This is a genomic window from Olivibacter sp. SA151 (assembly GCF_054130995.1).
The window spans coordinates 609,488-623,068 of record NZ_CP096391.1 but is presented as its reverse complement, the minus strand read 5'-3'; the positions used below and the strand labels follow the sequence as shown (position 1 = coordinate 623,068).

Genomic DNA, 13,581 nt, shown 5'->3' with positions numbered 1-13,581 from the left:
GTATGAAAAATAAAACTAACATTTTTGCTATCGCTGCAGTAGCTGGGGCAATAGCAAGCTTGGCATTCACGCCAGGCAAAAATGAACGGGCCGATAACGCCGAGACAACTGTTCAGATGACGCAATACTGGTATCCGGTAGATGCTGCTACCAATGAGATTGCGGGACCTGCAGCTTATCACGACACGAAGAGCAATGTAATTGCGTCACAGGACTGCAAAGACCAGGCAGACCAACCGATCTGCCTCTTTGGTTCAGACGATCCGAGTCTTTCACCCGGAACGGATGTTGGCACGCCAAGTGAATCCAATCGTATCTTACGTTCCAATTAATTTATGATGGATAGCTAAGCAGGGGCCAGCAACTACTCGCCCCTGCTTTTAAAAATCAATATTTCTCTTTCAATACCAACACGCGCACAGGCAACTTTTTGTTCATCAACCTTAATCCGTATCTTTCTAGATTTTCTTTCAATTTTTCCAACGTTAAATTATCCAGATCGGCACCCTTCATAGCGAAGTCGATGTTTCCAGTTATATCTGTTTCATCTGCAAAAGGTAATCCAAATATATTTTCAACACGTGATTTAATAACGGATGATAATCTTGCATATGGCAAATTCCTAATCTCTCTTATCGGCCCGTTATCCCGCATACGTAGCGAATTTCCTAAAAAGGTAAATTTAGGATCACTACCCTTTGTACGAAGAAGCTTCTTGGCATTTCCCGAGTTTATCAATACCAAATGATCAACCGATTGTGTTACTATCTTTCCTTCTACATTAAAATAGCGTTGCAAATCCTCCAACATCAATTGATAAAGGTTTTTTGCATAGTTATCAGGCACCCGCAATACATATCTATAATAGTTTTCCCGCATCCATGCAAAACGGGCGAAACCGTTGATGCCATTAGGTTTAGTAAATCGATCCTTGTCTCTAACCAATAGTTGTACCCGCCCAGGTCGGTGCAATTCTAACTTTTTATCGTACAGGTTCTCAAATGCGAAACGATAGAGCTGCTCTATCGAACCGGATTCAATCAGGTTTTTGCCATGGAGCGAACCACTCTCTATATTCAAACCGCTTTCAAGCGGTGCACGTACAATATAGGATGCAAAATCAACCATTCCATCCCAACGTGAATCAAATAAGGTATTTACCTCAACACGATCGTATTCGGGTACTACCCAATCGGTATTACCTTTTAAAAGCTCTTCAAAAGTCTTTTCGGCAAATTCAAAATAATCTGCTTTGATCAGAACCTTTCCGCTCTTATCAAGTATAACGTAATAAGGATTACCCTGGTGCGGAAAGTATCTGTGAAGGAGCGTATCATTCGTAATAAATGGGATCGAAGGCCGGTGTACTTTAGGGTGATATTTAAAGAAGCTTTGCGTGGAATCAACCCCGAAGCCTTTATTAACTGCGATAAACTGCACGTGATCCTGTAGCTTTTTTTGAAGTGAGTCGATTTTAGCAAAACCCTCCAAGCATGGCACACAAAACACTCCCCAAAAATCAAGTACTATCAGCTTTCCTTTAAATTCGTTCAATCGCAAGGAGGAGCTATTCCAATTCCAGATATCGTTAAAAACAACATCCGGTATTTGATCGCCTACCTGCAACTCTTGCGCCAAAAGAGAGGAAAAGAGGAACGATCCACAAAAAAAGAGTATCAATTTACGTTTAAAAGAGGCCAACATATTCAATAGTTTTAATAACCTGCATTCTGTATAAGGTTACTGTTAGTAAGTATTTGATTAAAAGGGATAGGAAAAAGTGCCGCTTCGGGACGCCATGAGGGTTTCCTCTGTTCCAGTATAGCGTTAATGCTTTTCGTACGCTTCAAATCGAGCCAGCGATGTCCCCACTCGGCGAAGAATTCCTTTCTCCGCTCAATTGCTATTGCCATTAAACAGGCTTCTTTAGAAAGCTCCCCGTCATAAGGCCTGATTCCTGCTCGCTCTCGAATTAGATTCAGCATGGTCATTGCTTCAGATAGCTTCTCCAAGTGGCTATTAGCTTCCGCAGCTATCAGGTATTGCTCCGCCAGGCGTAAAACGACATTATATTCGGTTACGGGAGTACTGAAATTTCTGTTTCGATACTTAAACGGATAGTAATAGATTTTGCCATTTACCACATTTACATTTACCCAATCCTGAAAACGCTTATCCGTATCTTCGAAATCGACTATTAAGCTTGCAGCAAGCGTAAAAGCCGGAACTACTGTTTCCGAGTGGGGCACGAAATTGATTCCCTCCGCTGTGTTACTGCTTTCATTTCTGCTCGCTATTTCCCAAATAGTTCCCGTGCTATTAATCGCAAACGCATGCGATAAATTTCGGTTAAGCTCAAATTGCCCTGATTTGATCAGTTCTTCGGCCAAGGAAGCAGCTTGTTGCCATTTTTCCGTGTACAGGTAAATTCTGGCCAGTAATGCTTTAGCTACAGCTTTATTTGGCCGAAGTTTACCACCACTTGGATAAGTATCGCTTAACAACGGTATGGCAGCTTCCAAATCAGCAATCATCCGTTCATAAATCTCCTGCAGCGGTGCCCGAGGCAACTGGGCATTAGCGTTGTAATCAGTACTAAGGATTAAAGGGACATCTCCGAATGCATTCACCAAATAGAAATAACAAAGCGAGCGTACTACAAGCATCTCTCCCGTAAATTGCCGTTTTGCCGATTCAGTAACCGACGTGCTTTCAGAAAGCCCTTCCATTATTGCATTCGTCCTATAAATCAAATGGTAAGGCTCTGTCCAGAAAGTTGTGTTCAGTGTGGTTGTTTCGCTCAGTAGCGCATTATCCTGATAAGGAGCGTATACAGAACTTGCTCCCGGATTTTCCAGCTCATCAGCCGATAAGCCCAGATATACACTCATAGCGCCATTTGCAAAGGCGAGGTTAGCATAGCGCATTTGCGCGTATACACCATTTACAGCCGAGAGCGCTGTTTCATCGGTTTTAAAGATTTCCTTAGTTTGTATAAGCTGAGAAGGTGGGTCAATGTCGACAAAGCCTTTACAGCTCCAAAAAAAGATCATACTAAAGAGTAAATATTTCATAGCATAGATTTAAATTGTCAATTGAAGACCTAAGGTGATGGTACGTAAAGGTGGCAGTATCAGAAAATTCTGATTCTCCGGATCCCCTCCCCTGTAATTGGTTAGGGTAAACAGATTTTGTGCCTGTGCATACACACGTAACGTAGTAAGCTTTATACGACTTGCTATAGGTGCAGGAACCAAGTAAGAAACTGCAACACTTTTACATCGCAAGAAAGAAGCATCGGAAAATATGGCGTCCGAAAGTCGCATTTGCGAAGCAGCAAGCAGTACATCCCTATTGTTAGCAGTAAAACGCTGGATATCGGCAACATCACCCGGTTTTTGCCATCTTTCCAGTACAATAGCCGGTTGGTTGTAGTAGCGGTAACCAGGAACAACCGTTCCAAGATTGCTTAAATAGTTTCTTCCCAATTGCTTCCGGAATTCAAAAAACACATCTAGTTGAAAGCTTCTATACCGAAAGGAATTTTGCAATCCGCCATAAAACTTCGGCTCCGTATTAACTAAATTCGTACGATCGGCCATATCATATACACCATCTCCATTTACATCCCTGACTTCGTAAAGGCCCGTTTGCGAATTAACACCCAGGTAGTGATACATCTTGCTTACTGAAAGTGGTTGACCGATTTCATACACGTTCCGGTAGCTTGATTGCTCCAAGCCCGGAAACTCCAAGAGGCGATTAGCCGGTAGCGTTATATTAAAAAGCGTATTCCACGAAAAATGGTTTCTTTGTATATTCTTCGTTTCGAGCTGCCCTTCCCATCCCCGGTTCAGAATCTTGGCGTTTAAATTGGCCAATACCGATGAAAATCCTGTTTGCGTAGGTAGGGTATAGTTGACTAACTGATTGCTTGAAATATTTCGATAGAAAGTAGACGACAGCAATATCCTGTCATCCAGTAATCCCAACTCAAGCGCTACTTCGAGCTTCTTGTTTTTCTCCCATGCATAAGAGGGGTTAAATAAAGCCGTTGGATTGAGGGTAGCAATACCCTGATAGTTACCTCCCGTTGCAGGTGTCCAGGTGTCCAAATATCGGTAATCACCAATCTGATCATTACCGGTAATACCATAGCTAGCTCTAATCTTTGCAAATGAAAGGAAAGTTAATTGATTTTTGAGAAAGCGCTCTTCAGACAACAGCCACGCCAACCCGAGTGCAGCAAAATTTGCAAACCTATTTTGAGGTGCGAAACGGCTAGAGCCGTCTCGTCGGCCGCTGGCATTCAGCACATAACGTCCCAGTAAATTATAATTGATGCGCGCATACACCCCTTGATATCGGTACTGGCTATGCGAATTATTTGCTATGACATTTCCTGCCGCTGCGATACTTTCCAAAAGCAGGTCGTTGCTATAGTTTGTAGCATTGGTAGTACTGCCTTTAGATACAAGGTTTTGCCAAGTTGCACCGAGCAGTACATTGACCTTTGATACTGCCCATTGATTTTCATAAGTTAACTGAGGCTCCGCAATCCAGCTATTCAGGTTGCGGTTGCCAAAGTTACTTGACGGTTTTAAATTATTATATGGGTTCAATGAGGAAGAAGGAAAAGTACTAACCTCATCACTCAACATCATGTTATAGCCTAAGCTAACTTTTAGGTTCAGATGGAATGGCAAGCGATAATCAACCATCATATTGCTATTCAAATTCTTAAAGTTACCCTCATAGGTCTCGTACTGAAATTTCAGTGAGTTCATATTAGGAAATCCCATGGCTGTGTACGAAATACCACCTTCTGCCCAATTAAGCTGTCCATTTTCATCATAAAGTTTTAACATGGGGTTTGTATTAACGTAACCCGCCAGATCGGAAGCTGTTAAATTGTTCCTATTAACCGAAAAGGACGAAGTAAAATTCAGTTTCAGCCTATTATCGGCTGATTGATGGCCTAACTGCGCATGCAATGCCGCTCTTGTGTCACCCAAATCTGTCGGATACACACTTGTTTCATTATGATAGGATCCACGGAGCAAAAATTGCGACTGCTCGGTTCCGGCCGAGTACGATAGCTGTATATCATTCGTTGCTGCCGTATTACCGATAAGCAGGTCATGGAAATTGGTGTAACGTGTGGTATCCCATAAGAGCAGATCAGGCGCATTTGCCGTAGTAGGTGCTAATCCATCATTTGCAAAAGCCTCCTTACGCATCATAAGATATTCTTGCGTATTCAGCATGCGCATATTGCGTGTAGGTGTACTTAAGCCACTATAAAAGTTAAATCCTAAGGTACCCTTACCCTGCTGTCCTTTCTTCGTAGTAATTAATACAACTCCATTGGCTCCCCTGCTACCGTAGATAGCAGTAGCATCTGCATCCTTGAGGATCTCGATACTTTCAATATCATTCGGATTAATGAGGTTGAAAGGGCTCATACCCGCTCCTTCCGAAGCAGCACCTGCGGCCGAATTGAGCTGATTGATTGCATTATTTCCGTTAGCAAAGGGAACGCCGTCAATAATGAACAAGGGTTGTGAACCCTGCAATAAGGAGTTCTGCCCTCTCAGTTGTACACGAACCCCCGCTCCCGCTACCCCGCTACTTTGCGTAATTACCAAACCGGGTACTCGTCCACTTAAGGTCGATAGCGGATTGGCTACCGGTTGTTTAGCGATTTCTTCTGCACTCAGTTTAGCAATATTCCCGGTATTAAATCTACGGGTTGTGGTACCATAGGCCATCACCACTGTCTCATCCAAGGTATTGGCCTGTGGTACTAAATAGATGGTCAATTCCTTTTCCTTTGATAAATCGAAAGAAACGTCTTGCAAACGATACCCAACGAAAGAGACGTGCAATGCCCCTTTTGCGGCCTTAGTATGTATTACAAAACTACCGTTTGGTTGGCTCAGTACCGCAGCACCCTCTAGTGGCTTAATGGTAGCACCAGCAAGCGGTTCACCATCTACAGCCGACACCACTTTGCCTTTCAATAAAAAGTTCTGCAAAGCCACGCCGTGGGCAGCCTCCGGGGAGGAGGACTGCCGGGCGTGTGCCAAACAAACACAGAACAAGACGTTTAAGGCTGTAAGGTATATGGTGTAGGGTTTAAGGGTGCGCAAGGCCCACTTACACAACAAGCCAAAAAACCTATCTCTCGAAGGTATAGCACCTCGCGTTAAAGCAGATGCATTTCGCCTAAATTTCTTTGCATTTCGCCATATTTTTTTTGCATTTCGCTCACCATTAGATGCATTTCGCCTCTCCGTATGTGCATTTGGCCTTTCAGCGTTTGCATCTCGCCCCTTATTGACTGCTTTTGGCATATCATTCTTTGCATCTCGCCATTGAGTAAGTGCATTTCGCCAAAATTTCTTTGCATTTCGCTCACCATTAAATGCATTTCGACCCTGCCAAATTGTATTTCGCCCCCCCGTACCTGCATTTCGCCCCCTATTGACTGCATTTGGCACACCTTTCGTTGCATCTCGCCTGTCGTCGAATAAAGGTCGCACCCATTTCCCTACCAGTTGAGGTAACTTTCTTGCATTCTGCAACGGTTTTTCTGCAAGTCGTCCCAACCTTAAATTGACGCCTTTCTTGTAGATGTTACAGAAAGGTCTCGAAGGAACATCTGCTCGACAGCTAATAACTGGCCTCCAAAAGTTTTTATCGTTGTGTTTATTTTCAATGGAGATAAAGCTATTCCGATAAACCGGAATGGTCGGATAGCAGAAGCTAAGTAACGGCACCAACTTTGAAAGAAGGTTTGCAGCCAGGAGGTTATGAAAATGTGTCTGCTTTAATAGGCCTTCATGAGCTCGGAGCATAGCTCCTCGGTTTGGGGTACCTTTTTGCGCGACCTCGAGCCAATTGGCGAGAAGCTTGAGTGCCTTGAAAAATGAACTCTTTACGAAAAACAAGGTACAAAAAGAAAATTCGTCCCTATTAACGGCAGTTCGTCCCGGAACAGCACTGTAAATAGGTAGTTTGTCCCTAATTTCTGTATTTCGTCCCCGCCAAATTGTATTTTGCCCCTCCGTACCTGCATTTAGCACCCTATTGACTGCTTTTGGCATAGCATTCGCTGCATCTCGCTTTTCACCAAATGCAGGTCGCACCCATTTTCCTACCAGTTGCGCTAGCTTTCTTGTAATCTGAGGTGCTTTTTCTGCAAGTCGTACAGACAAGCGCCAACAGACTTTGGCTAATAAGTTCTTTCTTTTTTTCTTATTTCTCTTTTTAAACAGTGCTTTAGCTAATGGCTTAAAGTCAAAAGCTGATTCTGTCTGTAAAAAAATGAGCAAAATCATTTTGCTTATAGGATTATAAACTTTAAATTTGAGACAAAACGGCCCCATAAGGTCACTAAACCTCATTTTCTTTTAGATTTAGGTAATGAAAAAATTAAATTAAAAGACAGTTCTTATCCCTTACCGATTTGATTAAAGCGGTTAAAAGATAAGATTGAAAAGGTTTTTACCAATTATGTGGGGGCGGTAATAATAAGTATAATAGGGTTTTGAAGCGGTTTTGCATGTGCATGAGCCACTTCGCAAACCGAACTTGCGAGAGTTTTAGTTGGTTGGTTTTGGTGTGTGCGTGAATAGCTCGTCTTCATAATTTTCAGGTTGCAACGAGTCATGGATGGAAACCAAGAATGGCCTTGCCGATCCACTACGTCTCTTCGTTGACACCCCGATAGCAGTTTCACGACAAGGCCATTCCTGCAAATATAGAAATTTGCAGGCGATAACAGCTTGTCGTCTCCTTTTCGGGGTGTCAAATCGAAAAGATTGGAGACTCGTTTGAAGGCAAAGCCTTCAATTGTATTTACGTTTAACGCTCAAAAAGAGCATCGTTACTTCTAATCTTTAAGCAAAGATAGGTAAAGATTCTTTTTGATGCAAATTATAAATCAAATAATGTAAGATTTTAATCAAAAGTGGTGTCAGAAGATAAAAAAGTAACAAGGAATGAGATCATAAGATCACCTATATATCGGCAAATTTTAGGTAATAAACTGAAAACAAAGCGATTGGACTTAGGGTATTCTCTCAGTGATATGGAAGAAATGAGCGGTATCCCAGTGAATACTTGTTTGAGCATTGAAAAGGGCAAGACAACTAATATTGATTATTACATCGAATACGCGAAGACATTAGAGTATGAATTACCATCTCTTTTTGAAATCGAGATAGAACTTGGCGCAAAGAACAGTTTGTCGAAAGAAAAACAGGATCGCGTGTTTTTGACGAGAAAACTGCGCGTTTTATTAGTTAAAGAAAAATTCTTTATAGACGAAAAAGGAGTGAAAGAAGTAAAGGACAGATTACTTGAAAAAGGGGAAGTCCAAGATTCCAAAACTCTCAGCGCTGAAATTTCCGGTGTTCTTTTGAACTGGTGTAAAAAGGAAGAAGGCATTCTAATTAAAAGGAAAGCTGATCGGAAAAATAATGTATATAAATCCGTAACTAAAGAGATATGACACTTTGTTTCCTAAACATCGGCGCTTCAGAAATGGTAATGCTCTTGTTTGTAGCTCCAGTGATGGCGATCGGCATTTATGCCTTATACCAGTGCATAACTAATCCGCACATTACAACCACACAGCGTATTGTCTGGCTTATCATTATTCTTTCGGTGCCACTGTTTGGGTGCATTGGATATCTTTTAGCGCATAAGAATAATAGTGCAATAAGAAAATAAAATACAATGCCAAAAAGAAAGAGATTTGCTATATGCATTCTAGTTTTTATAGTCTTGTTAGTTGGAACGATATTATTTCAAAAATCTTCAAAAAGTACTTCAATAGAACGATTGCAATTACCGGAAGAACTCACTAATCTTTTAAGCGAAGAATATATAAAAAGTGTTATTAGATCATCCCATACACTATTTGAGTCATCACTGATAGATACTTCCGATTTTATTCATTATGTAATACCACCAACCGTGAATGCATCGGATGATGTATCTTGGCGCGAATCGGTTCGGAATCGCTATAAGAAATCAAGTATATCTCAAAAACTATTAAATTTTTCGAATTTCATCGATTCTTGTGAACAAATTAACAACGAGCTTAAGAGATGGTTTAAATATGGAAGAGTTGAGTTTTATGAAGATGCTGCATCTTACGAGGATCTGTCAACATTGAAGAAAGGTTCCTGTATCGGTATGACTAACTTAGCTGTTTATACATTCCGTGCACTGGGAGTTCCCATCAGTATAGATATGGTACCGAATTGGGGGAACATAAACTCTAGCGGCCATCAATGGAACGTTTTAATCACTAGGAATAAAAAAATACCATTTATGGGTGCGGAATCTGATATGTTGGGCTATCAACCTCTCGTTATTTCGAAAGACGTCAGTACCCAAACCACTACTTTCAAAATTCCACCCAAAGTATATCGTGAGTGTTCGACATGCCCCGCGAGATTTTTATGGGGAGATAAAAGCGTTATCGATGTAACTGACGAATATTTTGAAACAAATACCATACATCTTCCATTGAGTAGTACATTCGATAACATTCAGCTAAGCGTCTTCAGCAAAGGTGAATATGTAGAGGTTGCCGACGGCATTAGGAAAGAGAATCAATTCATTTTCACTAAAATGAGTACAGGAATATTATATTTCCCAGTTATATCTTCACCAACGGGTCGTGATCAAAAAGTCGGTTATCCTGTATACCTCACGAAAACACAAGAGAAATTACTTAAGCCAAGAATTAACGAGAAAATCAATATGAAAGTTGCTCATTTGAACTCTCTCCCAGAGACGCAAATGGCATATTTAACCAAATATGGGTACGACGAATTTGAGAAACAGCATGGACAAAACACGTTAGATTTTTGCCCAAAACCAGCGGGGAGCGTGATTTACAATCTTTATATGTGGGATCAAGGATGGCAGAAAATTCAAGAAGCGAAAAAACGGGAAGGTACTGGTCTAACTTTTCATAATGTTCCTACCAATGCAGCATATATTGTAGTGAGAAAAGGAGAACAAATTATAAACACTAGGCCATTTGTGTATGAAAATAATGTTCAAATCTGGCTCTAAAGCCACTATACATTCTTTTATAGGCATATATTGCCTATTGGGATGTATTCTCTCCGTAGCTTTTGATAGCAGATCTTTTTTAATGGGTTACTTAATTAGTTTCTGTTTTCTATATATCGCAATAAATAATATTACGAAGCTTAAAAAAGTAGGCTGCCTCTCCGTACTGGGTTTAGTACTCTGTCTATTAACCGTCTTCTCCAAAAAAGATTCAAGCCTAGGAAGAGCTTTAATTTATAAAATAAGCAGTAAAGCACTTGAAGAGAATATGATAACGGGAATAGGGGTAGATCAATTTGCACATAAATATCTGCTGTTCCAAGCAGAATACTTTGAAAACCAAAAATTTCATGAAAAGGAACTACTGCTAGCAGACAACACGTATTTCGCATTTAATGACTACTATCAATTAGTCGTAGAGATAGGTATCGGCGCAGTTTTGGGCCTAGTAGTACTAGTTCTCCTAATGTTGAAGATAATCAAACAATCACTCAAAAGCGATCAGCACAGCAGTATCTTTCTCTATGCCTCTATTATTAATATTGTTTCTATTTCGGCAGCAGCAGCGTTTACACATATATTTGACAGGCCTTTACTATGCTTTATTTGGCTATTATCCCTTATTTTCATCGTTGATGAGACAACGAATAGAAAACATCAACGTTTATTATTAAACACTATATTACTTTCATATATATTCGTTGTTTATACTGATGTAAAACATCAAAACATACATTCCCAATTGAACGAAGCAAATATTCTTTGGGAAGCAGGGTATAAAAGCGATTCACTGAAAAACTTAAGACACTTATACCCAGATCTATCAGACAACATAGACTTTCTGTATTCTTTTGGAAGAAAGTTATACTTGGCTGGGGAGCTTGATCGAGCGATTTTAATATTGGAAAAATTAAAGGCGATATATACTTTTAATCAATTATATCTTGATTTAGCTAAATGTCACGAAAGAGCTGGGAATACAGACAGAGCCATAGAATATTATACTAAATCAGTTCACATGGTGCCAAATCGGTTCAATACAAGGTACGAGTTGTTCAACTACTATCTACGTACCAATCAGATCAAAAAGGCTATAAAAATTGGGCGTGAAACACTTTTGATTCCAGTCAAGATCCCATCAAAATTTACTGACTTTTATAGATCAGCGATTCGATCAGAATTAATTAAATTAAAAGTTGCAAATATTGGATAATAAATTTATTTTTATCCTATCAAACTTTTTAAACTTAATTGAATGAAAAACCTACTTATTACTATTTTTTCTTTACTTTTTATATTACATGGATGTCAGAAAGAAACTAAACTAAATCAAAACAACTTAAACACCTTTACGAAAGAAGATGCGAAGGCCTTTTTAAGAGAGAATGTTGGATTGAAAACAAGCAATCTGGTGGTACCTACGAAATTGAGTCTAGCACGTTCGAATACATCTCCCGTTGTCAGTTCTGAAGAGGTTGGAACCCTACTTTGGAATAAAGCTAATGAATATAGTTATGGCAGTACAAATGTAGTAGAAGTACCCTATGCAAAAAAAAGAAAAACTGTCTTTTTGTACAACTTTGTTGGGAATGTAGACATTGATTCACCTCAAGAACTGAGGGCAGAGCACAGTTATACCAATCTGATGGTTTATAAAAAAGGTGATGGGAGTGTAGAGAAACTTTTTGTAACATATATCCCGGACAAAAATTCAATTGGCTTAGATAATAGTAGTAAAGTAAACGGATTGAATGAACATTTTAATGGATTTGTAGAATATAGGGATTGGGATCAGAATCTATTATACTTAATAAACGTTAAAAATGGTCTACTCTATAGAAAGTTCTCCCTAAATACTGACGGGGCAGAAAGTCAGTTAAGAGGTTCGGTCGATGTAATGGCAACCGCTGCGAACTGTACGAATGTATGCATTCCGGTTTATCAGGTTATCTGCGCTGGCCCAATAGAAAGTACTCGCGCCGCTAGCCAAGAGACTTGCACGGTTACGCAGGTTGGCCAGAATTGTGTGCAGGTTTGCTCCGATAACCCAAGTCCGAACGATCCACCGTTTCCGCCGACTCCCGGTACAGGAGGAGAGCCTAATAACAATAGTAACATTCAACAAACGTTTAACGAAATATTTGATATTCCTAATTCCTGCCCGAACGCAAGCGCACAAGCTGGCGCTTTAGCTACAGCTTTCGCGGAAATGACCAATCCAGCTTGGTTTAATCGTTATAGTAGATGCATGACGATGAAAATAATCAATGCGTTGCGAACCAGTAATTCTGCCGAGCGCATTAAGATATGCATGGATGCAACCATTTCACAAGCTAGTTATAGGGCTAACGAAAAAACTATACGGTTTAATAACTCTGCGAATATTAACGCCGATAATTTATTACATGAATTGTTTCATGCGTTACAGGATAAAAAGCATTTAAATGGAATACACCAATATCAGGATAACATAGCAAATCCCGAGTTAAGAGGTTATTCAGATATAGAATTTGAGCGAAATTTTTTCCAAGATCTAATGAATGCTGCCACAAATTTCAATGTGCCTAGTGCTTCTTCAACGCCTCAATATAAAAGTTTTATACAAGGTCTCACCCAAGGGGGAAATCTTAATAATGCCAAGAATTACATTGGTGGAGGGAATTTCCTAGCCTATTTCAACTATCTTGTTGAATTTAAAGCACAACGCGCTGGCACTGTTTATGACAAGCCCCATGCTCTACTGATCCCTAAAGCACTCGAGTTTTTATTTCAGGATTCCAACTGTATCAATCTTCCGGGAAATTAAATATTCAAGAAATATGGAATTGGTCTTACTATGGCATCTAATAGTTAAATGGGTCATCATCGCATATGAATATTTTTTTTAGTTTGCTTTTACTACTATGTATTCTTTTATCTGATAAAGCTCAGGCAATAGTACTTGAATCAAAAGACTCTTGCCATATAAAAGAGTATAGACTGCATGGCACCTTAGTTATTGGTAAAGCGGGATTGAAGCTTGCTGATCGTAAAATTCCGTATCCTATGGACGGACATTATCCCGCAGAGATAAAATATTTTCGTATTGAAGTGAAAAAGTTATTCATTTTAATAGCTAATACTTTTTCGGAAGAGAGAATTAAAGAATTGAGTGCAAAGGATTGTACTTTTTATCCCTATATGTATTTCGATACAACTGGAGTGAATGTCGAAAACTATTTTTTTCTCAACAAAGGGCGGTCTTTTAAACCAGAGGAGGTATGTGCCTTGGACTTAGCTTTTAAGCAGGAAATATCCGCTTGGTATGCAAAACATGGCTATGAGGAATGGGCGTTAAAAAGAAGCCCGTATTTGCTTCTTTATTATAGTTTTAAGTTTAGTGATATGCTGAGATTTTTGAAAGATGGTAAAACATTACCTTCTTCCGTTACAAATATCCCAGCATTTTTACAGGAGAGGCCTATGCAAGATAATCCCAATTGA

General features: G+C 39.9%; 10 protein-coding genes. 7 read left to right on the top strand and 3 right to left on the bottom strand.

From position 1 onward, the window contains the following. Positions 1-2 precede the first annotated feature (2 nt). The gene (locus M1D52_RS02485) at positions 3-332 is read left to right on the top strand and encodes a hypothetical protein (protein ID WP_437393842.1); all 330 of its coding nucleotides are present in this window, start codon (positions 3-5) and stop codon (positions 330-332) included. A gap of 55 nt (positions 333-387) precedes the next feature. Here the strand turns inward: M1D52_RS02485 and M1D52_RS02480 are convergent, their stop codons facing one another. The 3 genes from M1D52_RS02480 to M1D52_RS02470 are packed head-to-tail and all read right to left on the bottom strand — an operon-like array spanning position 388 to position 7,343. Further along, positions 388-1,704 carry a redoxin family protein gene (locus tag M1D52_RS02480; RefSeq protein ID WP_437393843.1) on the bottom strand — a complete coding sequence of 439 codons (1,317 nt, stop codon included), beginning with the start codon at positions 1,702-1,704 and terminating at the stop codon, positions 388-390. 11 nt (positions 1,705-1,715) lie between these two features. Continuing rightward, entirely contained in the window at positions 1,716-3,074 is a 1,359-nt protein-coding gene (locus M1D52_RS02475; RefSeq protein WP_437393844.1) for a RagB/SusD family nutrient uptake outer membrane protein, read from the bottom strand. Between the two features lie 9 nt (positions 3,075-3,083). Beyond that, positions 3,084-7,343: a SusC/RagA family TonB-linked outer membrane protein gene (locus tag M1D52_RS02470; protein WP_437393845.1), complete on the bottom strand. Its 4,260-nt coding sequence runs from the start codon at positions 7,341-7,343 to the stop codon at positions 3,084-3,086. Between the two features lie 635 nt (positions 7,344-7,978). Here M1D52_RS02470 and M1D52_RS02465 point away from each other — a divergent pair. The 6 genes from M1D52_RS02465 to M1D52_RS02440 all read left to right on the top strand — a co-directional run bounded on the left by M1D52_RS02465 (position 7,979) and on the right by M1D52_RS02440 (position 13,581). Continuing rightward, entirely contained in the window at positions 7,979-8,518 is a 540-nt protein-coding gene (locus M1D52_RS02465) for a helix-turn-helix domain-containing protein (RefSeq protein ID WP_437393846.1), read from the top strand. Beyond that, positions 8,515-8,739, top strand: a complete 225-nt coding sequence (locus tag M1D52_RS02460; protein WP_457941698.1) for a PLDc N-terminal domain-containing protein — start codon at positions 8,515-8,517, stop codon at positions 8,737-8,739. The genes M1D52_RS02465 and M1D52_RS02460 overlap by 4 nt, the downstream gene beginning before the upstream one ends. Before the next feature lie 6 nt (positions 8,740-8,745). Next, positions 8,746-10,098, top strand: a complete 1,353-nt coding sequence (locus M1D52_RS02455; protein ID WP_437393847.1) for a hypothetical protein — start codon at positions 8,746-8,748, stop codon at positions 10,096-10,098. Continuing rightward, positions 10,070-11,311 carry an O-antigen ligase family protein gene (locus M1D52_RS02450; protein ID WP_437393848.1) on the top strand — a complete coding sequence of 414 codons (1,242 nt, stop codon included), beginning with the start codon at positions 10,070-10,072 and terminating at the stop codon, positions 11,309-11,311. The genes M1D52_RS02455 and M1D52_RS02450 overlap by 29 nt, the downstream gene beginning before the upstream one ends. 42 nt (positions 11,312-11,353) lie before the next feature. Further along, positions 11,354-12,904: a hypothetical protein gene (locus tag M1D52_RS02445; RefSeq protein ID WP_437393849.1), complete on the top strand. Its 1,551-nt coding sequence runs from the start codon at positions 11,354-11,356 to the stop codon at positions 12,902-12,904. Positions 12,905-12,969: 65 nt separating this feature from the next. Beyond that, positions 12,970-13,581, top strand: coding sequence for a hypothetical protein (locus M1D52_RS02440; RefSeq protein WP_437393850.1), 612 nt, complete (start codon positions 12,970-12,972; stop codon positions 13,579-13,581).